Here is a 22,660-nt window from a genome sequence, read left to right as displayed (position 1 = left end):
TGGCAAAAATAGACTACCCCCAAACGGGGGTAATTTATCCTAAAATGTCACGATAACAACATATATTCTTAATCATGACCACCAGCTATCAATTCCCCCAGGGTGTGCCCACATCCACTCACCCCACCGCATCCACCTGGCATTGCGGAGACCCCTTCGCAGAACAACGCGCCGCCCACGACACAGGCGTCCTCATCGATCTACGCCACCTTTCCGTACTACACGTTGCCGGAGAAGATGCCCCCAGCTGGCTACACTCACTACTCGCCCAAAAAGTAGTCGATATGCCTGTCCTCTCCCCCACCCACAGCGAACTGCGGCACGCCTACATCCTGGATGCCCACGGACACATTTGTGAAGAATGCTGGGTGGCCCGCACACCCGACGGTTACTTCCTTGCCACCCCCAGAGAACATCGAGATTCTCTCCAGGAGTACCTCACCAGCATGGTGTTTTGGTCAAACGTCACTGTTACCACAACCGACGACAGCGTATGCGCAATTGTTAACACTGCTGCCACCGATACTGCTGCCACGTCGCAGCCGCTCCTCTCCCCCGCTGTCTCCGCACTACTAGACAGCAAGCACGTCATTACCGCCCAAGGTTGCCCACGCGGGATCCCCACTGCACTGCTATATATTCCTCCCACTACTGACTGTGCTTCCCTCGTCAACGAGCTATGTGCTACTGGCCTTACCACTACTGGTAAGTGGACGTGGGACGCGCTGCGCTGCGCAGCAGGTCTCCCAGAGATAACAACAGACATGGACGACAAATCCCTTCCCCATGAATATAACTCTGTGGGGGAACCGGATACGGGTGCCGGCGCCTCCGTCACAAAGGGGTGCTACCGCGGCCAGGAGACTGTCGCCAAGATTCATAATGTTGGTTTGCCGCCACGTCGCCAAATTGTTCTTCTTCTTGATGGCTCCTCCGAAGTGCGTCCCGTTCCTGGCACTGATCTCTATGCGGATGCCGATTATCGCAAGTCTGTGGGACGTATTGGTACGGTTGTCGATCATTGGGAATATGGCCCACTGGCATTGGGATTAGTTCGCCGCACTATTGAAGATTCTCAAGAACTTTTCTGGAAAACAGATGAAGATGCAGGTAAAGCCTCTATTATGGGGGAATTATCGGTTCATCCTGATGGGCATAGGGCAGGTAGAGAGGCTGTTCAGAGCTTCCGCTCATCAGCAAGACACAGGAACTTATGAGGAACTTCTCACGTCAAGAAAGAATTTTGACAGGAAAACCGGTATCCTAGTTGCCAGGACCATACGTAGAAACATTCGGTGACTCACAAAAGTGAGAGCCATCCACATTTCAAGGGGGTCAGGCCATGGGCCGCGGCCGTGCCAAGGCGAAGCAGGCTAAAGTTGCTCGCCAGTTGAAGTACAACTCTCCTGAGACTGATTTTGAGAGCCTCCAGCGTGAGCTGTCTGGCTCGTCATCTGATGAAGATGATCGTTACGTCGACAGGTGGGCGGATGAGTACGATGACGTTGAAGACGAGGATCCGTACAAGAAGTACGAAGACTGGAAGTGACCAGCTTCGCACTGAGTGTTTCCATTCCACTCTTTCGCGATAACGCGTATCTCTACCGCACTCAACGATATATAAATACGTCAAGGGAGCCCCACTAGCAGTGGAGCTCCCCTTTCGTGCTATTTATTCAGCTGTTTATATTTGCCTGTCCATTGACAGTATGAAAGCTAAAAACGCGGATAGCTACCATGGAGGGTTGCTCGCGGCATACTAGCATCGTCCGCAGCGCGAACCTCTCCCAGTACCCACGAGTCAATATGACGGGCGGTCAGTACTGCCATTGCTCGATCTGCATCTTCGGGGGCAACAACAGCGACCATACCGATACCCATATTGAATGTCTGTTCCATATCGGCAATTTCAACGTGTCCTTCCTTTTGGATGACACGGAAAACTGCGCCTGGTGTCCAGGTGGCGCGGTCCAGATCAGCAGTGAGTCTTTCTGGAATAACTCGTGCCAGGTTCCCTGCTAATCCACCGCCAGTAACGTGGCAGAATGTACGCACCTGGGCTTCCGCCATAACAGCCAGGCAGTCTTTGGCATAGATATAGGTGGGTTCCAGCATTTCTTCACCCACGGTACGGCCGAACTCTTCCACATGCGCATCCAGGGGAAGACCAGCCATATCAAGCAGTACTTTACGGGCAAGTGAGTAACCATTGGAGTGTAGGCCACTGGACGCCATAGCGATGCATACGTCGCCGGCCTTCACGCGATCGGGTCCAAGGACCTCTGCAGCCTCTACGACGCCAACACCGGTGGCTGCCATATCAAACTCGTCTGGTGCCATAAGGCCTGGATGTTCAGCAGTTTCACCACCGAGCAACGCACAGCCGGACTTCACGCAACCGTCCGCGATACCTGCAACAAGCTGGGCGACTTTTTCAGGCACAACATGGCCAATGGAAATGTAATCCTGCAGGAAGAGGGGTTCTGCGCCGCAGACAACAAGGTCATCTACAACCATAGCGACAAGATCGAGACCAACCGTGTTGTAGACACCCATTTGGCGGGCAATATCAATCTTGGTGCCAACACCATCAGAGGAGGCTGCGAGCAGCGGCTCCTTGTACTGGGTACCCAGCGCAAAAAGGCCAGCGAAGCCGCCAAGTCCGCCGCGCACCTCCGGGCGAGTAGCTTTCTTGGCGAGCGGGGCGAAAAGCTCTACAGCTTTATCGCCTGCTTCAATATCGACACCAGCTTGGGCGTAGGACATCCCTTTCGATTGGGGGTTTTCCACACTCATGAGACACTCACTTCTTTACTGCGGGGTGTTGGTGATCTGTTCTTCGGGTTCTACCAGGTCCAGCAGATCATCTGGAACCTCAGTATCGGAAGCCACCACACAGTTTGCGCCCTCCATGTGCAGGAGCGGCTTCACCAGTGGGTTTTCCGGTGGGAGTTTAATGGGGTACTGCCCGTCAAAGCAGGCACAGCACATTTCACAAGCAGGCTGACCAGTGGCTTCCACCATTGCCTCCTGTGAAACATACCCGAGGGAATCAGCACCAATTGCCCGGCGCACACCCTCCAGCATGTCGTCTGTATCATCAACGCCGTTGGCAATGAGTTCTGCCGGAGACGCAAAATCGATGCCATAGAAGCATGGCCATTTGACGGGTGGGGAGGCAATACGAACGTGTACTTCAGCAGCTCCGGCTTCCCGCAGCATACTGACCAGTGCGCGCTGTGTATTACCGCGCACAATGGAGTCATCCACAACCACTAGGCGTTTACCGCGGATAACTTCACGTAGCGGGTTAAGTTTTAGACGAATACCCAGTTGGCGGATAGTTTGCGAGGGCTGAATGAACGTACGGCCCACGTAGGAGTTCTTGGTAAGTCCTTGCGCGAAGGGAATACCTGATTCTTGTGCATAGCCGACTGCTGCCGGCATTCCTGATTCGGGGACGGGGATAACAAGATCACCATCGCAGGGGTGTTCCTTCGCTAGCCGCCGCCCAATTCCCACACGTGTGCTGTTCACAGAATGCCCGTTAAGGTATGAATCTGGACGCGCCAGGTAGACGTGCTCAAAAATACAGCGCGCGTGCCGGGGTTCCGCGAAATGCCGAGAATGCACTCCAGAAGCATTAATGGTGACGAACTCGCCTGGCTCAATATCGCGCACGTAGGAGGCGCCCACAATATCCAGGGCACAGGTTTCAGAGGCGATAACCCAGCCACGCTCCAACCGCCCAAGACTTAATGGGCGTACTCCGTAGGGGTCACGTGCGGCATAGATAGTGTCGTTATCACACATGACGAAGCAGTAGGCACCCTCTACTTTGGGAAGGAGATGCAGGGCAGCGTCTTCTAATCCATGCTTGACAGCAGTGTGTGCGAGAAGAGATGCCACAATGTCCGTGTCGGATGTACACCCATCCAGTTCGTTTTCCGACATAATGCCAAGCTGGATAGCGCGGCGTAACAGCGCAGTGGTGTTGACGAGATTACCGTTATGGGCCAACGCTACACCCGTATCCTCTCCCATGGAGCGGAACATAGGTTGAGCGTTTTCCCAGGTAGATGCACCTGTGGTGGAGTAGCGAGTGTGCCCAATAGCAACATTTCCCTGCATGGCCTGCAAGGTTTGTTCATCGAATACTTGGTTAACCAGGCCAAGGTCTTTGAAGACGATGGTTTGTTGGCCGTCACCCACGGCGATGCCGGCGGCTTCCTGCCCACGGTGTTGGAGGGCAAAGAGGCCATAGAATGTTAACTTTGCAACTTCTTCCTCGGGAGCCCACACTGCGAAGACGCCACATTCCTCGCGTGGTTTCTGCTCTCCTAGGTCATCCAAGGGGCTGCTCATGGTACTTATCGTACCTTTCTTGGTAGTCGTCTCGTTAGTTACTCATTAGTTAGTCAGTTGGCACACGTGGGCACAATGGGTAGCCAGTGCGCGATCTCTCCGGCACGACTTCCCGAAGCGCTGAGGTGGAGGGGAATGGCATCTTCCCAACATTCCTGGCCGGTGACCAGCCGCAGCCACGTGTGCGGGTCAGTTTGCACCACATTGGGCGGGGTGCCGCGTGTATGACGGGGCCCGTCAATGCACTGCACGGCGACGAAGGGAGGGATACGAACTTCCACACTGCGGCCGGGAGCGATCTCGGCAAGCGTGCGGGCGGATCCGCGTACAGCTTCCGCAATAGCACTGTAGCGGGAGTCTGAGCGTGGCGGCACGGCGGCGCCGTCATCCTCTATCCAGGGCAGGATACTAAGGATGACGGCGCGTAATTCCGCTGGTGACGGGGCCGTGCGTGACACAGTTACTTAAGCGTGTGCGAACAGAGTGGGGAGGGTACCTTCCCATGCCTGGCGCAAATCTTCTAGCTTCTCGGCGAACTGTCCTTGGACGGTCACGGTGGCGGATTCTTCCACAACACCAATGCGCGTGCAGGGCAGACCGGACTTTTCCACCTGCGCAGTGAAGGCGTCTTCCTGGTCGCGTGGGACGGCAACGAGAATACGGCCCGCAGATTCGGAGAAGAGCTCTACGAACGGGTCAGTACCCTCCGGCAGGGTGATGGTAACACCCACATTGCCGCCGAGGGCGGATTCAATAACCGCCTGGGCAAGTCCACCTTCGGAGAGGTCATGAGCGGCGGAGACGGTGCCAGTCTTGGCCGCTTCCACCATGAACTCGGCGAGTTTCTGCTCGTGGTCAAGATCAACCTGCGGGGGAACACCACCGAGGTGCTGGTGCATGGTCTTGGCCCAGATGGAACCGTCGAATTCATCCTTGGTTTCGCCCAGCAGGAAGATGCTTTCCATGGGTTGGGACCCGAAAGCGGTACCGATAGCGTCATCAACATTGTCGATAACACCCAGGACACCGGCAAGCGGAGTCGGCAGGATGGAGGTATTGCCGGTCTTGTTGTAGAAGGAGACATTACCGCCGGTGACGGGCACACCGCAGTGGGCGCAGGCGTCAGCCAGGCCGTGGACGGCTTCTTTGAACTGCCACATAATGGCGGGTTCTTCCGGGTTACCGAAGTTCAAGCAGTTGGTGACGGCGACGGGGCGGGCACCGGTGGCGGCAACGTTGCGGTAGGCTTCCGCGAAGGCTAGCTGGGCGCCGGTGTAGGGGTCCAGGTAGGTGTAGCGGCCGGAGGCGTCGGTTGCGAGGGCGATGCCGCGTCCGGTGTTTTCGTCGATGCGGAGAACACCAGCGTCGGCGTTTTCTGCCTCAATGGTGTTGCCACGGACGTAGCGGTCGTACTGTTCCACGATGAATCGGCGGGAGCAGAGGTCTTCGCAGGCGAGCATCCGGTAGAGGGTGTCGCGGAGTTCCTCGGGGCTGGTCGGGCGGGCCAGGCTGACGCTGGTGTCTGCTTTCACAGCGTCCTGCCAGTCGGGGTATTCGATGGGACGGTTGTAGACGGGGCCCTCGTGGGCGATGGTGTGGGCGACGGCGTCCACAACGGTTTCCCCGTGCCAGTCGATAACCAGGTGGTCGCCATCGGTAACTTCACCGATAACGGTGGCCTGTACATCCCACTTCTTGCAGATGTCCATGAAGGCATCCACATTTTCGGGGGTGACGACGGCGCACATGCGTTCCTGGGATTCGGAGGAGAGGACCTCGGCGGGGGTCATGCCCTTGGCGCGCATGGGAACCTTGTCGAGGTCAACGTGCATACCGCCGTCGCCGGCGGCAGCCAGTTCAGAGGTGGCGCAGGAGAGTCCGGCACCGCCCAGGTCCTGGATGCCCACAACAATGTTGGCGTGGTAGAGGTCAAGGCAGCATTCGATGAGGACCTTCTCTGCGAAGGGGTCGCCTACCTGGACGGAGGGGAGTTTCTTGTGGGATTTAGCGCCAGTCTCTGCGGAGCTGTCGTCGAAGGTTTCGGAGGCAAGGACGGAAACGCCGCCGATGCCATCGAGTCCGGTGGCGGAGCCGAAGAGGATAACCTTGTTGCCTTTACCGGAGGCGAAGGCCAGGTGGAGGTCGTCTACACGCATGGTGCCCACGCAGAGAGCGTTCACCAGTGGGTTACCGGCGTAGGTTTCGTCAAAGACGGTTTCGCCACCGATGTTGGGGAGGCCTAGGCAGTTGCCGTAGCCGCCCACACCAGCGACAACGCCGGGGAGGACACGTTTGGTGTCCTTGGCGTCGGAGGGGCCGAAGCGGAGTTGGTCCATGACGGCGACGGGGCGGGCGCCCATGGCCATAATGTCGCGGACGATGCCGCCCACACCGGTGGTGGCACCCTGGTAGGGCTCCACGTAGGAGGGGTGGTTGTGGGATTCCACTTTGAAGGTGACGGCCCAGTCGTCACCGATGGAGATAACGCCGGCGTTCTCGCCGATACCGGCGAGTAGGTTCTTGCGCATGTCCTCGGTCATTGTTTCACCGAAGTATCCCAGGTGAACTTTGGAGGACTTGTAGGAGCAGTGCTCGGACCACATGATGGAGTACATGGCGAGTTCTGCGTCGGTGGGGCGACGGCCGAGGATTTCGCGAATGCGGAGGTACTCGTCTTCTTTCAGGCCGAGTTCTTTCCAGGGCTGTTCCAGGTCGGGGGTGGCTGCCGCGTAGGCAACGGTATCAAGCTGCTGTTCAGACATCTCTCATCAATCCTTTCCGGTGGGGACGCTAGACCGAAAGGACGGCGTCGAGGGCGGACTTAAACATGATGAGGCCGTCCGCAGTGGGGCCAGTCATCGTGTCGATGGCATGTTCAGGGTGCGGCATAAGGCCCACAACGCGACCGTTTTCGGAGCACACACCAGCAATGTCATTGATAGAACCATTGAGGGTTTGGTCAGCGTAGCGGAACACAACGCGTCCCTCATCTTCCAGCATCTTCAAGGTGTCGGGTTCGGCAACGTAGCGGCCTTCCCCAGACTTCAAGACGACGGTCATGATGTCGCCTTTAGCGAAGCGATTAGTCCAGGCAGTTTCCGCATTGCACACTTCGAGAGGCTGCACACGGCAGATGAAGCGGCGATCCTGGTTGCGGGTGAGGGCACCGGGGAGGAGACCAGATTCGGTGAGGATCTGGAAACCGTTGCAGATACCTAGAACAGGCATGCCTTTCTTGGCAGCCTCCACCACTTCCCGCATGACGGGGGCGTGGGAGGCGATAGCGCCACAGCGGAGGTAGTCGCCGTAGGAGAAACCTCCCGGGACGACAACTGCGTCAACATTGTTGAGGTCGGAGTCGGCGTGCCACAGGGACACGGCTTCGGCTCCAGCATATTCCACAGCACGGGCAGCATCGACATCGTCGAGGGTGCCCGGGAAAGTAATTACACCAACTCGGGTCGCCATTGTGCTACTTCGCCTCGTTCTCCACGCGACGAACGACATACTCCTCAATAACCGTATTGGTGAGGAGGCTCTGCGCGATCTCATCGAGCTGCTCATCGGTTACACTGTCAGCTACTTCTAGCTCGAAGTGCTTACCTTGGCGAACATCGTCAAAACCTTCATATCCCAGGCGCTTAATTGCACCCAGAATGGCTTTACCCTGGGGATCCAGGATTACCGGCTTGATCGTCACATCGACTACTACGCGAGCCACGCTTTTCTCCTCTTAATGGGCGTCACGGGGACCTTGAAAATACAAGGATTCATGCACATTCTACCCTGCAGAAGCCGGTTTTTATAATGCTAAAGCCCTGTTTGCGAGAGCATCCACGCCAGTTCAAAAGCGATCTCACGCCATTGCGCATAACGCCCCGACACTCCCCCATGCCCAGCATTCATTTCTGTCTTCAACAAAATCTCATGCTTCGTCACTGGCCCTGCCACAGCACGCAGTTTCGCCACCCACTTCGCTGGCTCCACATACAGCACACGAGTGTCATTGAGGCTCGTCGTCGCCAGGATCGCCGGATACTCCTGCGCGGTGACGTTCTCGTAGGGGGAATAGCTGGCCATCACATCATAGATAGCGGGATCGTGTAGCGGGTCGCCCCACTCGTCCCACTCGATGACGGTCAGCGGTAGCTCCGGCATCAACATACTGGTAAGCGGATCCACAAAAGGCACATCCGCTTCAATTGCGGCGAAACGATCCGGGGCCATATTCGCCACCGCACCCATCAGAAGGCCACCGGCAGAACCACCATTAGCCACCATCTGTGCGGGTGTCGTGTATCCTTCCGCAATCAGATAATCGGCGCAGGCGATGAAATCGGTAAACGTATTCGGTTTCTTCTCCAACTTGCCATCGTCATACCAGCGGCGGCCCATCTCGCCACCACCCCGCACATGCGCAATAGCAAGCGCCATACCGCGATCCAGATAACTCAGGCGCGGCACAGAAAAACCTGGGTCGCGTGAATCCTCATAGGATCCATAGCCGTAGAGCAGCAACGGTGCTGGGGTGGGACGGTAGGGATCCTCCCCATGCGTACCTTTTCGGGCGATGAGGGAGATGGGGATGCGTTCGCCGTCACTGGCCGTTGCCCACAAACGTTTCTGCTCGTAGCGGGAAGGATCATAGCCACCCTGTACTTCCGCCTGCTTCCGAATAATGAGCGCACCATCGGACAGACGATAATCAGCTACCGTTGGCGGAGTAATAAAAGAACCGTAGGAAAGACGCAACAGTGGTGCGGCCGGCTCCGGGTTAGCGTGGATACCAATGTTGAAAAGCTCCTCCCCCACATCAATATCCTGCATTTCTCCACAAAGATCGACGAGGGTCTCCCCTGGTTTCACTGCCCGTTCCGTATCCAGGAAGATGAGCCCCAGACGTGGCAATGCTTCTTTCCGGTATGACACTGCCAGATAGCCGGTGAAGGCGTCCACATCCTCAATCCGCACGGCGTCATCATGGGGAAGTAACTGGGGTAGTTCGTTGAGGGAGTTGAGGTTACTCAACTGCCACGTATCAGAAAGTGCAACACACGAATTAGGGCCACTCGCATTATGGACAACCACGAAGCCATCCCGCTCTGGCAAGGTGCCGGTAGCGGGCAAAGTGAAGTGGTCAAGCCCGTACTCGATGCCCTCCTCGCGGGGGCGTACACACTGGAATTCCCCGGCGGGGTCGTCCGCATCCAAGAACCATAATTCTGTAGTGATCTTGGAGGAGACAGCAATAGTGAAATACTTTTCATCACGAGTAGAACCCATGCCCACCCAGTAGCGTTCATCGGGTTCATAGAAAATACGCACATCGGCGGCAGGGTCCGTACCGAGCTGGTGACGCCATACCGAGTCGGGCCGCCAAGCCTCATCAACACGCTGGTAGTAGAGGTAGTCACCATCATTGGACCATTCCACCCCGGCAGCGATAGTGGTGATGACGTCAGGAAGCTGCTCCCCCGTCTGAAGATCCCGTATGTGGAGGGTGTAGCGCTCATTACCAACAGTGTCGGTAAGGTACGCCAAATAGCGGCCATCCCTGGTAACACTGGCTCCACCTAACGCAAAGAAGTCCGTGCCGTCGGCAAGCTCATTACAGTCCAGGAGAATTTCTTCTCCCTCTATCGGTTTCCCGGGGGTAAGCTGCGGCGGTTCCCACGCATCTGGTGCCGTCACCGGCTTGGCGGGCAGGCGGCACACCACACTATAGGCTTTACCTTCCTGCGTGCGCGCGTAATGCCACCAGTTTTTATGCCGTGTGGGGACGGAGAGATCAGTTTCTTTAATGCGTCCACGGATCTCCTGGAAAATCTTTTCCTGCAACGGCTTCAGATCGGCAGTCTGTTGCTCGGTGTAGGCGTTTTCCGTCTCCAAGTAGCTGATTGTTTCCGGATTATCCTTGTCGCGCAACCATTCATAGTCGTCAACAAAACGACGGCCGTGGTACTCGCGTACCTGTGGATGGCGTGGAGCTATAGGAGGTGTCAGCGGGGCGGTGTGAGTTTCTGAGCTCACACCGGAATTGTGTGGAGTGGTCACGTGGTTTCTTTGCGGGTAGTTGTTGGAGTTGTGTTAGAGTGCGCTACCTGGCCAATCGGCAAAACTCTTGCCGGAGATCTTCTCATAGGCCTCAATGTAGCGGGCGCGGGTAGCCGCGATAACATCTGCTGGCAGTGCTGGGGGTTGAGTGTCGCTTGTTCTGTCCCAACCGGAGGCGGGGCTAGTGAGCCAGTCACGCACATACTGCTTATCGAAGCTGGGCTGAACTTTGCCCTCACAGTACTCGTCAGCAGGCCAGTAGCGGGAGGAGTCCGGGGTGAGAACTTCGTCACCAATAACCAGTGTGCCGTCCTTATCGCGGCCAAACTCGAATTTAGTATCGGCCAGGATAATGCCGCGTTCTTTCGCCACAGTGGCAGCCTGCGTATAGATCTTGAGGGTGTCGGCTTTCAGTTCCTCCGCCAGATCTTTGCCGACCATGTCAGCAACCTGTGCCAGGGAAACGTTTTCGTCATGCTCCCCTAGTTCTGCTTTCGCCGCGGGGGTAAAGATTGGTTCCGGCAGCTGGCTAGATTCCACCAGTCCAGCCGGAAGATCCACGCCGCACACCTGCTGAGTAGCCTTGTAGTCGATAAGGCCCGAGCCGGTGAGGTAGCCACGGGCAACGCATTCCACCGGCACCATGTCCAGTTTCTTGCACACCATGGCGCGACCCAGCACTTCTGCAGGAATACGCTCGTCTTCCGGACCGCCGGCAAGGTGGTTGGGGAAGTCGATAATGTCGAAGAAGTGGAAGCTCATGGCGGTGAGCACACGGCCTTTGTCGGGAACTGGAGTACTCAAGATCCAGTCATAGGCGGAGATGCGGTCGGTGGCGACCATCAGTAGCGTGTCATCGTCAATTTCGTACAGTTCGCGGACTTTACCAGCAGAAAGGTGCTTGTAATCGGAAAGTTGAGGGCGCATAGTGGATGCCTACTCTCTCGAGTTATGAAACGGGGTTATGGGAAGGTTATGGAATGGGGGGATGGGCAGCCTAGAGAATCTCGCCGGGCTGGTAGGCTGCTTCCTCTGGGTAGCGCTTAACCCACTGGTCGACCTTGGCAATAACGCGCTGTACCTGGCTGGGTGCAGCACCAATAAAGGCTTCTTTATCTGCCAGTGTCTCTTCTAGTTCTTCCTTGCTCAGAGGGATCCGGTCGTCGGCGGCAAGACGCTCCAGGAGATCCTGCTCACCACCGTTTTCACGCATGTTGAGGGCAACAGCCACAGCGTTTTCCTTAATGGCTTCGTGGGCTTGTTCACGGCCCACACCCTTACGCACACAAGCCATAAGCACTTTAGTTGTGGCCAGGAACGGCAGATAGCGGTGGAGTTCATTATTAATGACGGCCGGGTAGGCGCCGAACTCTTCCAATACAGTGAGGAAGGTTTCAAACATGCCGTCCAGGGCGAAGAAGGCATCTGGTAGAGCCACGCGACGAATGACGGAGCAGGATACGTCACCTTCATTCCACTGGTTGCCCGCCATATCGGCAACCATGGTGGAGTAGCCGCGCAGGATCACCTGGAAACCACACACACGCTCGCAGGAGCGGGCGTTCATCTTGTGTGGCATGGCTGAGGATCCCACCTGGCCCGGCTTGAAGCCTTCTGTGACAAGTTCCTGGCCAGCCATAAGGCGGATAGTGGTGGCAAGGCTGGCGGGCGCGGCACCCAGTTGAACGAGGGCGGTAAGGACGTCATAGTCCAGAGAACGTGGGTAGATCTGGCCGACGGAATCCAAGACAGTGGAAAATCCCAGGTGTTCGGCAATACCTCTCTCCATGTCGCGGAGTTTAGCTTCATTACCATCGAGGAGGTCAAGCATGTCTTGACTGGTTCCCATGGGGCCTTTAATGCCGCGCAGGGGGAACGTATCAATCAGATGATCCACACGATCAATGGCCACCAGCATTTCGTCTGCGGCAGAGGCGAAGCGCTTGCCCAAGGTGGTGGCTTGGGCGGCTACATTGTGGCTGCGCCCGGTCATGACGAGATCACTGTAAGTGGCGGCCATGTGTGCTAAGCGGGTAACAACAGCAATGGCGCGACCACGGAGAAGTTCCAGGGAACGCTTTATTTGCAGCTGTTCCACGTTTTCGGTGAGGTCACGGCTGGTCATGCCTTTGTGAATCTGTTCGAATCCGGCCAGTGCGCAGAATTCTTCAATGCGGGCTTTCACATCGTGGCGGGTGACGGCTTCACGACGGGCGATGGATGCGAGGTCAACCTTGTTCTTCACAGATTCGTAGGCGACGAGGGCCTCTTCTGCTATCTGGGGGTCACCCACTCCCAGGTCAGTTTGAGCACGGAGAACAGCGATCCAGAGCTCTCGCTCCATGATGATCTTGTGCTCGGCACTCCACAACTCCACCATCTCGGGGGAGGCGTAACGGTTGGCTAGGACATTCGCGATTCGCGGCTTCTGCATCTTTTCCACGCCTCCTATTATGCCCGCTCCACAAATATGCAGACAACAGTGGCGCCGATGTTAAAACATCGGCGCCACTGATACGTCACTATATAAGCCACTGAATAGCTATATGTAGTTCCCTACACAGAGTTTTATTACTGTGTTTTATTACTCTGGCTCCTCTACATTTTCTGCATGGAGTGAGCGATCTGTTTGCCGCGCGTGGGATAGTTCGTAATGAACCCGTCCACACCAGCCGTAATCAGGTTACGCATCGCTTCTTCAGAATCCACAGTGTAGGGCACAACCTTCAAACCAGCCGCGTGTGCACGTGCACAAAGCGTTGCATCGGCGTAGAGGTTATGTTCACTGCCATAGTCGGGGCTCAGGACTTGCGCGCCCAACTGCTGAGCAGCCTTAATAATGTCTCCGCCTACGCGCAGATAATCAACCGGGCCACTCATGGGTGTGAAAGATACCCAGTGTGCGCGACTGTACAGCATCACCGTAGGGACACTAGGTGAATACTTCCGCACCATTTCTAGCGTGCGCCAGTCGAAAGACTGCAGCATAATGCGGTTTAAGAAACCATGCTTACGGGACGTATCAACAATGGATTTCATTGTCCGATAAGCTTTATCGTCACTATCTTTTACCGGCACTGTCTTCGTTTCAATATTGAAATGTACCGGGTACGTTGCCGTCTTCCGCACCATATCGAAAAGCTCATCAAGGGTGTAGATGGTGGCATTCGGAACTCGGTGAAGAGTGTCCTTATAGTGGCGTTGGAACTTATCGCAGCGGACCGTCCGAAGCTGTTGAAATGTTAGCGACGCAATAGTTTTCCCTACATAGGGGTATGCCGGATCATGGGGAAAAGCCGGTGCCGTATCACGACACTTTTGCGGCTTAATGACCAGATCGTGCCAGATCATTGGCTTCCCATCCTTGGAGAGGTAAATATCCATCTCCAAGGTGGTAACGCCAACTTTAAGAGCATGCGCATACGCCGCCAGCGAGCTTTCTGTATATTCCGCCATTCCACCGCGATGGGCTTGAAGGTCAAAACCATGGGGAAGATTGGACGCTGGATTGGGTGCGGCTTCAGCGGGCACCGCTAATGCCGCCACCATAGTAGCTGCGCATAAAACAGCACTTACCAGTTTTTTCATACTGTATTCTCTCTGCGTTCCTTCTGCGCTTTTCCGTACTCTTTCTACACTATCCCTTAGCAGTTTTGACAGTCCTGGCGGCATACTCCCACCAGATTAGGGAAGAACCTGCGAGCTAGTCCTTCTTAATAGCTTCGCTGTCGCCCTTTTTCAGGGTGAAAGACTTCGGGAGGGAGAGACCCTTATCCTTCATAACCTTGCGCAGCATAGTCGGGTAGTCGGTGATGATACCGTCCGCACCAGCCTCAATCTGCTGGGCAAGCACATCCTTGTTATCGATGGTCCACGGAACGACGCGTAGGCCCTCCTTGTGGGCGGCGTCAATGAACTTCTTATCGGCGACGAGCTTGTAGTCTTTCTGGCCGGGGAGCAAACCGTAGGGGTTGGTGTATCCAGGTGACAGTACCTGCACTCCAAGTTTCTTAGCAGCCTTAATGACATCACCATTGACATCGTCGTAGTTAACGTCACCGGTCCACTTGGAATCCTTCAGCCACGTGGTTTCGTCATAGAGCATGACTAGTGGAACCTCTGGGGCTACATCCTTCATCAGGGGGAAGGTGCGCCAGTCGAAGGACTGAATCATAACCTTGTCTTGGACGCCGGCGTCCTTGACGGCACCCATGATGGCGTCCACGAATTCCTTTGGTTCTGCAGACTTGCTGTGGTCGTCGGCTTCTACCTTGGTTTCAATGTTGTAGTAGATGTCCTTTTCCGCACCGTACTTCTTAACGATGTCGAAAACATCCTTCAGCTGAATCATGCGGTTATCCTTAGCCACTTTCTGGCCGGGGAAATCGGCAAGTTTCTTGTCGCAGCTCAAGGTTTGTAGCTGGGACCAGTTGAGGTTGTGGACGAGCTTACCCACGTAGGGGTACATGTGGTCGTTAGGGGTGGCAGGTGCCGTATCGTGGCACTTCTCAGCTTGGACATCGGGATCGTGCCACACCACGGGGATGCCGTCCTTCGACATCACAATGTCGAGTTCTAGAGTACTAACACCGGTTTCGATAGCATGCCGGAAGGCCTGCGCTGATTCTTCGGTGTTTTCACCGCGCCCACCACGGTGTGCCTGCAAATCAAATCCGTCGGGGAGTCCCTTAATGTGCTTGGCAGAGGCGGATGTAGATGTTGCGGTAGAGGAATCTTCATTATCTCCGGAGTCGTCAGAGCATGCAGCTAGTCCCATTACCAGGGGGATAGTGAGTGCTAAGGTTGCGCTGCGACGCAGCAGAGAATTTTTCATAGTGGATCCTGTTCTATCCTGAAACACTTCTGGCGTTCTATGGCCAACTCGTCTGTCTTCATGGCAGACGTCTTCACCATCATAGGCAGAACCCTCATGAACATTGGTTTACCGTGGAATGAAGATTTCCCCCTTCTCGGCTTTTTGACCAATATCGTAGCGGCTAAAACCACCCTCAAGGTTAATGTGCTCCAAGTATTCGTATGCTTGAGCACGGGCTTTAGCGAGATCCTCACCCTTCCCCACAACCCCTAGCACACGTCCCCCGTTGGAAATATAATTGCCATCGCTATCGCGTGCGGTACCCGCATGAAGGACAACTCCCGGATGTTGCTTCTCAAGCTCCGCCACTCCGCGAATAACGTCGCCCTTGCGAGGCGAAGCCGGATAATTTTCAGCGGCTAGCACAACAACAACAGCTGCACCATCTTCCCACTCCAGCGGCGGCTGCTCCGCAAGAGTACCCGTAGCAATAGAGTGAAGAAGCTGCCCCAGCGGAGTTTTCAGGAGGGAAAGTACCGCCTGTGTTTCTGGATCGCCGAAGCGACAGTTAAATTCCACCACGGCCGGGCCCTCTTTACCCCACGCCAATCCCGCATAGAGAAGACCAGAATAAGGGCACCCCCGCTTCACCATTTCCTTGGCGACGGGCTCGCATATATCTTTCACAATGCGGTCCACTGCATCTTGCGGCAACCAAGGAAGTGGGCAATACGCTCCCATACCGCCCGTATTAGGGCCCTTGTCATTGTCGTAGGCGCGCTTGTGATCCTGCGCTGGGAGGAGAGGAACGACGGTTTCGCCATCAACTAGGCAAAAGAGAGAAATCTCGGGACCGTCTAGATAGCTCTCCACGAGTACTGGATTGCCCGTTTGCAGCACATCATTAACATGCGCGAGAGCTTTCTTGCGGTCTTCGGTTACAACAACGCCTTTACCTGCTGCCAGACCGTCATCTTTGACCACCCAGGTAGGGCCAAAATGGTCGAGTACTTCGTTAATAACTGCATCGGAGGGGGCAGCTACGCCTTCTGGATCACTGGCAATGATTTCTGCATGAGCTGTGCGCACCCCGGCAGCTTTCATAACGTCTTTTGCAAAAGCCTTCGACCCCTCAATGCGGGCTGCTGCTTTATTGGGGCCAAAGACTGCAAAGCCAGCTTCGCGAAGGGCATCTGCAACACCTTTCACCAGTGGTGCTTCTGGCCCGATAACAACAAGGTCAGGGTCAATGTCGCGGGCGAGCGCTACACAACCACTGCGAGACGTTTCCTCAACAGCGTGACGCGTGACGGTGGCGTGAGATCCCGCTGGAGTACAGTCTGTGCCCGCATTGCCATTGGCAATATGAATTTCTGTGACCTCAGGGTCACGGGCTAAACCAAGCAAAATGGCGTGTTCACGGGCTCCAGAACCAATTAAAAGTACTCGCATACCCTCAGACTACTTGGTTGAACTCAGGTATACCTAGTTCCCCTCATAGATAAATAGTCTCAGTAGGAACCGGTAGTAACTCTTTCTGAGTATGGTAGGGGCATGACATCTGTTTTTAGCATGATTATCGACGGTACCCTCCCCGGTCGATTTGTCTATAAAGATGACCAGGTAGTGGCCTTTTTATCGATTGAACCCCTGAAGCCTGGACACACTCTAGTCGTCCCCCGCCAAGAGGTAGATAAGTGGACGGAACTCCCCAGTGACGTATGGGCACACGTGTCTGAAGTCTCACAATTACTTGGTAAAGCAGTCTGCCGTGCGTGGGATGCCCCACGTGCCGGAAACATCATTGCAGGTTTTGACGTTCCCCATACTCACGTCCATATTTTCCCAGCATGGGAGATGTCAGACTATGACTTCAGCAAAGCCGCCCATGATGTCCCGGATGCGGAAATGGATGACGCTGCTGAAAAAATTCGCACTGCACTAGCAGAATTAGGTGTGAACTGGCGCGACGGTTCCAAGCTGTCTTAATCGTCACTTTCTACAGCCAGAGGCAAGGTGACAACGAACTGTGTTCCCGCCCCGGGGCTACTAGCTACTGTCACTGTGCCGCGGTGAGCTTCCACTAGAGATTTCACAATAGAGAGCCCCAAACCAGAACCACGCCCGCCACTGCGGTCATCTGTATCGCGTGCGCGGGAGTGGTCGCCGCGGAAGAAGCGGTCAAAAACATGTGACGCGGTGTCGGCATCCATACCAATACCGTTATCGGACACCATAATAAGAGCATTATCATGCTCATGGTCTATGCGCAGTCCCACCCGTATTTGGGCGTTCTCCCCGGCGTGCCGTACGGCATTCACAATAAGATTATCCACTACTTGCCGGAGTCGTGTTTCGTCGCCCACCACAATGCCATCTTCAGATAGGACAAGGCTAATATCGCGGTCTGGCCACGAAACATGCGCCGCATCCACGGCACTGGTCAGCAGAGATCCCACGCTAATTTCCTTGATGTCGGCAAGATCAAAAGGAGTGCCGTTATCAATACGGGTAAGGAGTAGCAGGTCTTCTACAAGTACCTGCATACGGCTACTTTCTTCGGTAATTCGCGACAGGGCAATGTCGGTATCAATAGCTCCCATGCGGGCAGCCTCTGCAAAACCTCGCACAGCGGTCAGTGGTGTGCGTAATTCATGCGACGCGTCTCCCACAAACTGCCGCATACTGTTTTCGTTCGCCCGGGCACGTTGCTCCGATTCTGCCCGTTCTGAAATAGTCTCCTGTACTTGGGATGCCATGTGGTTGAAGGTGTACCCCAACGATTCCACTTCAGTGTCATATCCAGTCAGGGGAACACGACGGGAATAATCCCCGGTGGCAATATCGACTGCGGCATCTTCTACTTTTTGCAGTGGTGTCAAGGCCGTATCCACCAAAACCCAGCTAAGGCCCCCCGCCAGGGTAAGAACGACAAGTGCAACCACTACTTGTACCACGATAAGACGCTGCAACGCGTGTCGAGCCGCCCCCATGGGGAGCGCCAATGTTGCAACGCCTGGTACCACACGTGTTTCCCCTGCACTGCCACTCCCCACGACAAGATCAACATGGTATTTAATGGCGCGCCACGTAGGCCCGTCTCCCACAGAATTTACCTGGTGAATAGCATTATCAGCGGGTAGATGGGAAATATCTGGGGCAGTTCGATTGTCGTTATAGATTTCGGTGCTGCCGTTAGGTAGGGAAAGGGAGAGGAAAAAATGAGAGGGTGGCGTAGTCGCTAGTTCCTCTTCGGGACACTCGCTTGTATGCAGCGAGTCGGTGTGGTGCTGCATATCGCGGGAGCTATCACTGTATCCGTACTGCGTAAAATGGACAGCTTCTGGATGCGCTGCCCACCCGTAGCGTGCATCATTGAGGTCGCTAGAAATAGCATCCATGCTGGTTTTCCACTGTGCTGTTGCCACAAAAATATTGGACGCTACAACACCAAGGAATAGCAGGAAAAGACACCCAATAGTGAGGGAGATTCGCAGCGGCAGTCGGGCAACGAGGGGTACCCGCTTATGGGTTGGATACGCGGGTGAATCATAGGAATCATTTGCGTGGTTCGCGTAGGACATAACCAACTCCGCGCAGGGTGTGCAGGTATTTCACGTCACCAGTGTCAATTTTTTTCCGCAGATACGAAATGTAGGACTCCACTACATTGGCATCACCATTAAAGTCGTAGTCCCACACGTTATCCAGGATGCGTGCCTTAGACAGCACAACCCCCGCGTTCACCATGAAATATCGTAATAGGGCGAACTCAGTTGGGGTCAGCTCAACTAATTCCCCTGCCTTCCACACCTCGTGGGTGTCGTCATCTAGCTCAATATCGGCGAACGTGAGGTGATTACTGGGTTGACCAAAAGAACTGCGATCACTACGCCGCAAAATTGTTCGTAGCCGGGCAATAACTTCTTCCAAGCTAAAAGGCTTGGTGACGTAGTCATCTGCCCCCAAGGTCAATCCGTGGACGCGGTCTTCTATTGCGTCTTTTGCGGTGAGGAAGAGGACGGGACCGTCATGCCCGGCTTCCCGGAGACGGGAGAGCAACCGGAATCCATCCATACCGGGCATCATGATGTCAAGGATGAAGGCATCGGGGTGAAAGCGCTGTGCCACTGTGAGAGCTTCTTCTCCGGAAGATGCCGCGGCCACCTTAAACCCCTGGTATTTAAGGCTGACGGTTAGCAGCTCAACTATTGATGGTTCATCGTCAACAACAAGAATTTTTGTTCCGGTGTAGTCGGGGAAACCGCCAACATCTGCATGAGCAGGAGTAATAGCGCTGCTAACAGCGTTGGTAGCACTGTTGTCTGTACTACTGGTACCACTAGTCATTCTGATGTCTCGCTTGTCTCCAAAACTCATATTTCTATTGTGTCCACAGTAGCTGCACAGTTTCTACAACGTTCCTGAAAATTTGCTGGAAGCAACAGAGGACTGGCAATTACTGGAAATACACACGCCTTCTCCATCCTTTACCGTTAAAGTTTTTACTAGGTTGTCAGATTTAGGTAGTTACTACCTACTTGTGCAAACACCAGAACTATCTGACGTCATCAACGAAGGAACGATATGAAGCTGCACTCGCTTTCTCGTAAGCTCATCGCCGCCGTCGCTAGCGTGGCTATGCTCGCTGCCCCCCTTACCGCAGCTCCTGCAGAAGCTGCACAGAACAGCGTCACCCAGGGATGGGGTAAATTCCACTGGGGTTCTGCTACCGCCGGATTCCAGGTAGAAGGTAGCAACTACGACAGCAACTGGCTGCGGTATGTCAACCGTGAATCCAAGAAAGACCCGAAGAAGGTCAACCCCATTAAAAACGCTACGGACTTCCGTCACCGTTACAAGGAAGACCTTGGCAATGCACAGTCCATGGGGCTTAACACTTTCCGTATCTCCATTGAGTGGTCTCGCATTGAGCCCAAGAAGGGGCAGTGGAACTGGAAAGAAATCCACTACTACGACGACGTCATCAAGACCATGCGTCGCAAGGGCATGACTCCCATGATTACCACCGTCCACTACGTTTACCCAGGCTGGGTACAGGACCAAGGTGGGTTCATGAACAAGGAGACCTTGAAGGACTACGAACACTTCGTAGACTTCATTGCCAAGCGCTACGGCGGCAATGGCACCATGTGGATCACGTTCAATGAGCCCCTCGTCTTCTTCGGCCACGAAGTAGAAATCGGCAACATTAAGCGCTCCGATATGATCCCCTTCATGAAGAATGTGCAAGAAGCACATAAAATTGCCTACCGCACTATCAAGAAATACGATAAGCACTCCCACGTTGGCTCCAACGAGGCCTACCTGCCTTTCGTCACCTCTATTGCGGACCAATTCTTCTTCAAACGTGTGGAAAAAGAACTCGACTTCGTTGGTATTGATTACTACTACACCGTTGCCCTCTCCAACCTCTCCGCCATTTACGGTGCAACGTCTAAGTTCGACAAGATCGATCCCCAGCCAGAAGGCATCTACTTCGCCATCCAGCACTTCTCCACAGCATTCCCCGGCAAGCCTGTTTACATGGTAGAAACCGGTATCCCCAGCTACAACGGAAACCGCCCCGATGGCTTCACCAAGGGTGACTGGCTGAATGACACCGTGTTCTGGGTACAGCGTGCGGTTGCTGACGGCTATCCGGTAGTGGGCTACAACTACTGGTCCATTGTCGATAACTACGAATGGGGACAGTACGATTCCCGCTTCGGTCTCTACACCGTTAATGCGCTAACCGACCCCACTTTGAAGCGTATTCCTACTAACGGACCTGCAACATTCCGCAAGATTACTGCCACCGGCGGTGCTCCACGCGATTACAAGCTGAAGTCGCCACTGCGCTTCTGCCCGCTTTCTGAGGGTATTCGCTCCTGCGTAAACCCGCCGAAGGTTGACGGACCGCGCGCAGTCCTCAAATAAAAGCACCTGTGGCATATAGCCATGTAGATATGGCTTAGCAGTGTTGTCGCCGCATAGGAGGGTGGGTAGACTCTTGCAGAAAGAGTTTATCCACCCTCCTCTTTTTCCTCTTGCCTCTTTCTGAAAAGGATCACAGAGGACTGCAGAGGATCGCTTAGGTGAATAACGCTATTACTTACGCATATAATTACTGTGCATTTATCTGTGCATCTACGATCAGCGAGGAACTATGACCACCCCGACACAGCCCAAAGACGACTCCAACGAGACTGCTCCACAAGAGGAATCTTCAGAGTATCGTTCTGCTCGCCGCAAAAAGATTTTTGCTGGTCTTTCCTTCGGGCTCGTCATTATTATGATCCTCGCTATCACAACTTTCGTCGATAGCCACCCGCACAAACAGGAAACCCAAGAAGCACAGCTCCCCGCAAGCTCGATTAATGGTTTCTGGACAACATTCTGCCCAGGTTACGACACTATTGCCACAGACCTTAATAATTTCGCCGTAAAGAAGGGCGAAAGCACAGAAAAGTACCTAGACCGCCTCAGCCCCACCCTCGAACGAGAGGCTGCTGACTTCCGCGACTCTGCTCTTCGTCTTAACAACAGCTCCGTCATGATGTACGGAAACAAGAACCAGAAGAAAACCTTGCAAGAGCTTGTCGATGTTATGCGCGAAAGCGATAAGACTCTTAGCGAACGGGCTGTTTACCTCCGTAGCCACCCCATTACTACACAAAAGGAGCTAGAGGACCTTACTGCCGTTATCCAGAAGGTGTACAACCGCTACTCCGAGGCCGCCTCGAAGGCTACTACTGCTATTGGTATGGGGGATAAGAAAACGACCGAGAGCATTAAAAAGATTCCTGAGTGCAAGAAGCTTTTCGATCAGCAGTCGAAGAAGCCCACGACGAGTACTACGCCCAGTGCTAGCGCAAGCACGTCCGCAAGTACATCTGCAACGTCTACACCAACAGCGGAATAAGCTCAACGCCAAATACGCTAGCAAAACCGCTAGCGAAGGGCTTCGTCTGTGCACTGTATGAAATACACTGTACGGAATGCTCTGTACGAAGTGTGCACTGCGTGGAATAAAAATAAGGGTGGAGCTAGAGACGGGACTTGAACCCGCAACCTTCCGATTACAAGTCGGATGCGCTACCAATTGCGCCACTCTAGCCGGGCTTATCCCATCCTAATGGATAAAGGCGCCAATGGTGGAATTTATCTGCACAAGCATTAGTACTGGGAAAAATGAGCGCCCTCACCTACTATGGAATTGATCACACACTCATCTAAGGAAAATGTTTTATGCCCCCGAAGACTAGCGATATTACGCGTATTAACCACGACAATTACGGTCCTCTGGAAGAGGAAACTGCCCGTCGTGCGCGTCGTGTCGTAGCAGGCTACGCAGAGAGTCCTGAGCAAAGTCTCGAACTGATGAACATGCTTGGAGTAGGTTTATCTGACTCAGAGGAGTGA

The 22,660-nt window shown here is 54.6% G+C and carries 20 protein-coding genes and 1 tRNA gene; 6 read left to right on the top strand and 15 right to left on the bottom strand.

Going from position 1 to position 22,660, the window contains the following annotated elements:
• Window positions 1-74: 74 nt before the first annotated feature.
• Window positions 75-1,217, top strand: coding sequence for a folate-binding protein YgfZ (locus DI579_RS04875; RefSeq protein ID WP_303678813.1), 1,143 nt, complete (start codon window positions 75-77; stop codon window positions 1,215-1,217).
• A gap of 125 nt (window positions 1,218-1,342) precedes the next feature.
• Window positions 1,343-1,549, top strand: coding sequence for a DUF3073 domain-containing protein (locus DI579_RS04870; RefSeq protein ID WP_290599214.1), 207 nt, complete (start codon window positions 1,343-1,345; stop codon window positions 1,547-1,549).
• Between the two features lie 167 nt (window positions 1,550-1,716).
• Here the strand turns inward: DI579_RS04870 and purM are convergent, their stop codons facing one another.
• From purM to purD, 12 genes are all read right to left on the bottom strand, one after another.
• Entirely contained in the window at window positions 1,717-2,796 is a 1,080-nt protein-coding gene (gene purM / locus DI579_RS04865) for a phosphoribosylformylglycinamidine cyclo-ligase (RefSeq protein ID WP_290599213.1), read from the bottom strand.
• Between the two features lie 15 nt (window positions 2,797-2,811).
• Entirely contained in the window at window positions 2,812-4,365 is a 1,554-nt protein-coding gene (gene purF, locus DI579_RS04860; RefSeq protein ID WP_290599212.1) for an amidophosphoribosyltransferase, read from the bottom strand.
• A gap of 53 nt (window positions 4,366-4,418) precedes the next feature.
• Complete coding sequence (locus DI579_RS04855) at window positions 4,419-4,823, bottom strand: sterol carrier family protein (protein ID WP_290599211.1); 405 nt, start codon at window positions 4,821-4,823, stop codon at window positions 4,419-4,421.
• Window positions 4,824-4,829: 6 nt separating this feature from the next.
• Window positions 4,830-7,127 (bottom strand): phosphoribosylformylglycinamidine synthase subunit PurL, encoded by a 2,298-nt coding sequence (gene purL / locus DI579_RS04850; protein WP_290599209.1) that lies wholly within the window; start codon window positions 7,125-7,127, stop codon window positions 4,830-4,832.
• A 28-nt stretch (window positions 7,128-7,155) separates the two neighbouring features.
• Window positions 7,156-7,833 carry a phosphoribosylformylglycinamidine synthase subunit PurQ gene (gene purQ / locus DI579_RS04845; RefSeq protein ID WP_303678811.1) on the bottom strand — a complete coding sequence of 226 codons (678 nt, stop codon included), beginning with the start codon at window positions 7,831-7,833 and terminating at the stop codon, window positions 7,156-7,158.
• Between the two features lie 4 nt (window positions 7,834-7,837).
• Window positions 7,838-8,086 (bottom strand): phosphoribosylformylglycinamidine synthase subunit PurS, encoded by a 249-nt coding sequence (purS, locus tag DI579_RS04840; protein ID WP_290599207.1) that lies wholly within the window; start codon window positions 8,084-8,086, stop codon window positions 7,838-7,840.
• Between the two features lie 89 nt (window positions 8,087-8,175).
• On the bottom strand, window positions 8,176-10,395 hold the full coding sequence (locus DI579_RS04835; RefSeq protein ID WP_303678810.1) for a S9 family peptidase: 2,220 nt from the start codon (window positions 10,393-10,395) through the stop codon (window positions 8,176-8,178).
• 57 nt (window positions 10,396-10,452) lie between these two features.
• Window positions 10,453-11,346, bottom strand: a complete 894-nt coding sequence (locus tag DI579_RS04830; protein ID WP_303678809.1) for a phosphoribosylaminoimidazolesuccinocarboxamide synthase — start codon at window positions 11,344-11,346, stop codon at window positions 10,453-10,455.
• Between the two features lie 70 nt (window positions 11,347-11,416).
• The gene (gene purB, locus DI579_RS04825) at window positions 11,417-12,853 is read right to left on the bottom strand and encodes an adenylosuccinate lyase (protein ID WP_303678808.1); all 1,437 of its coding nucleotides are present in this window, start codon (window positions 12,851-12,853) and stop codon (window positions 11,417-11,419) included.
• A 164-nt stretch (window positions 12,854-13,017) separates the two neighbouring features.
• The gene (locus DI579_RS04820; RefSeq protein WP_290599203.1) at window positions 13,018-14,007 is read right to left on the bottom strand and encodes a glycerophosphodiester phosphodiesterase family protein; all 990 of its coding nucleotides are present in this window, start codon (window positions 14,005-14,007) and stop codon (window positions 13,018-13,020) included.
• 115 nt (window positions 14,008-14,122) lie between these two features.
• Window positions 14,123-15,253, bottom strand: a complete 1,131-nt coding sequence (locus DI579_RS04815) for a glycerophosphodiester phosphodiesterase family protein (protein WP_290599201.1) — start codon at window positions 15,251-15,253, stop codon at window positions 14,123-14,125.
• 108 nt (window positions 15,254-15,361) lie between these two features.
• Window positions 15,362-16,687, bottom strand: coding sequence for a phosphoribosylamine--glycine ligase (gene purD / locus DI579_RS04810; protein WP_290599200.1), 1,326 nt, complete (start codon window positions 16,685-16,687; stop codon window positions 15,362-15,364).
• Between the two features lie 102 nt (window positions 16,688-16,789).
• Here purD and DI579_RS04805 point away from each other — a divergent pair, with 102 nt between their 5' ends.
• Window positions 16,790-17,224 (top strand): HIT family protein, encoded by a 435-nt coding sequence (locus DI579_RS04805; RefSeq protein ID WP_290599199.1) that lies wholly within the window; start codon window positions 16,790-16,792, stop codon window positions 17,222-17,224.
• Here the strand turns inward: DI579_RS04805 and DI579_RS04800 are convergent.
• Both DI579_RS04800 and DI579_RS04795 read right to left on the bottom strand, forming a co-directional pair.
• Complete coding sequence (locus tag DI579_RS04800; RefSeq protein ID WP_290599198.1) at window positions 17,221-18,819, bottom strand: cell wall metabolism sensor histidine kinase WalK; 1,599 nt, start codon at window positions 18,817-18,819, stop codon at window positions 17,221-17,223. The two genes, DI579_RS04805 and DI579_RS04800, sit on opposite strands and share 4 nt — an antisense overlap.
• Window positions 18,794-19,615, bottom strand: coding sequence for a response regulator transcription factor (locus tag DI579_RS04795; RefSeq protein ID WP_303678807.1), 822 nt, complete (start codon window positions 19,613-19,615; stop codon window positions 18,794-18,796). Before DI579_RS04795 ends, DI579_RS04800 begins: the two co-directional genes overlap by 26 nt.
• Before the next feature lie 207 nt (window positions 19,616-19,822).
• On the opposite strand from DI579_RS04795, the gene DI579_RS04790 reads away from it, so the two are divergent.
• Both DI579_RS04790 and DI579_RS04785 read left to right on the top strand, forming a co-directional pair.
• Window positions 19,823-21,175 (top strand): family 1 glycosylhydrolase, encoded by a 1,353-nt coding sequence (locus tag DI579_RS04790; RefSeq protein ID WP_303678806.1) that lies wholly within the window; start codon window positions 19,823-19,825, stop codon window positions 21,173-21,175.
• 229 nt (window positions 21,176-21,404) lie between these two features.
• The gene (locus tag DI579_RS04785; RefSeq protein WP_303678805.1) at window positions 21,405-22,160 is read left to right on the top strand and encodes a hypothetical protein; all 756 of its coding nucleotides are present in this window, start codon (window positions 21,405-21,407) and stop codon (window positions 22,158-22,160) included.
• A gap of 119 nt (window positions 22,161-22,279) precedes the next feature.
• Here the strand turns inward: DI579_RS04785 and DI579_RS04780 are convergent.
• Window positions 22,280-22,355: transfer RNA gene (locus DI579_RS04780), tRNA-Thr, on the bottom strand.
• Between the two features lie 131 nt (window positions 22,356-22,486).
• On the opposite strand from DI579_RS04780, the gene DI579_RS04775 reads away from it, so the two are divergent.
• Window positions 22,487-22,660 (top strand): hypothetical protein, encoded by a 174-nt coding sequence (locus DI579_RS04775; protein ID WP_290599193.1) that lies wholly within the window; start codon window positions 22,487-22,489, stop codon window positions 22,658-22,660.

It is taken from the genome of Lawsonella clevelandensis (assembly GCF_003241315.1).
GTDB lineage: Bacteria > Actinomycetota > Actinomycetes > Mycobacteriales > Mycobacteriaceae > Lawsonella > Lawsonella clevelandensis_A.
The sequence above is the reverse complement of the archived record's forward strand: the minus strand, read 5'-3'. Positions and strand labels throughout refer to the sequence as shown.

Coding starts and splice junctions, on each gene's coding strand:
- DI579_RS04875 (WP_303678813.1), top strand. CDS start 75: ATGACCACCAGCTATCAATTCCCCCAGGGTGTGCCCACATCCACTCAC.
- DI579_RS04870 (WP_290599214.1), top strand. CDS start 1,343: ATGGGCCGCGGCCGTGCCAAGGCGAAGCAGGCTAAAGTTGCTCGCCAG.
- purM (WP_290599213.1), bottom strand. CDS start 2,796: ATGAGTGTGGAAAACCCCCAATCGAAAGGGATGTCCTACGCCCAAGCT.
- purF (WP_290599212.1), bottom strand. CDS start 4,365: ATGAGCAGCCCCTTGGATGACCTAGGAGAGCAGAAACCACGCGAGGAA.
- purL (WP_290599209.1), bottom strand. CDS start 7,127: ATGTCTGAACAGCAGCTTGATACCGTTGCCTACGCGGCAGCCACCCCC.
- purQ (WP_303678811.1), bottom strand. CDS start 7,833: ATGGCGACCCGAGTTGGTGTAATTACTTTCCCGGGCACCCTCGACGAT.
- DI579_RS04830 (WP_303678809.1), bottom strand. CDS start 11,346: ATGCGCCCTCAACTTTCCGATTACAAGCACCTTTCTGCTGGTAAAGTC.
- purB (WP_303678808.1), bottom strand. CDS start 12,853: ATGCAGAAGCCGCGAATCGCGAATGTCCTAGCCAACCGTTACGCCTCC.
- DI579_RS04820 (WP_290599203.1), bottom strand. CDS start 14,007: ATGAAAAAACTGGTAAGTGCTGTTTTATGCGCAGCTACTATGGTGGCG.
- DI579_RS04815 (WP_290599201.1), bottom strand. CDS start 15,253: ATGAAAAATTCTCTGCTGCGTCGCAGCGCAACCTTAGCACTCACTATC.
- purD (WP_290599200.1), bottom strand. CDS start 16,687: ATGCGAGTACTTTTAATTGGTTCTGGAGCCCGTGAACACGCCATTTTG.
- DI579_RS04805 (WP_290599199.1), top strand. CDS start 16,790: ATGACATCTGTTTTTAGCATGATTATCGACGGTACCCTCCCCGGTCGA.
- DI579_RS04800 (WP_290599198.1), bottom strand. CDS start 18,819: ATGTCCTACGCGAACCACGCAAATGATTCCTATGATTCACCCGCGTAT.
- DI579_RS04795 (WP_303678807.1), bottom strand. CDS start 19,615: ATGAGTTTTGGAGACAAGCGAGACATCAGAATGACTAGTGGTACCAGT.
- DI579_RS04790 (WP_303678806.1), top strand. CDS start 19,823: ATGAAGCTGCACTCGCTTTCTCGTAAGCTCATCGCCGCCGTCGCTAGC.
- DI579_RS04785 (WP_303678805.1), top strand. CDS start 21,405: ATGACCACCCCGACACAGCCCAAAGACGACTCCAACGAGACTGCTCCA.
- DI579_RS04775 (WP_290599193.1), top strand. CDS start 22,487: ATGCCCCCGAAGACTAGCGATATTACGCGTATTAACCACGACAATTAC.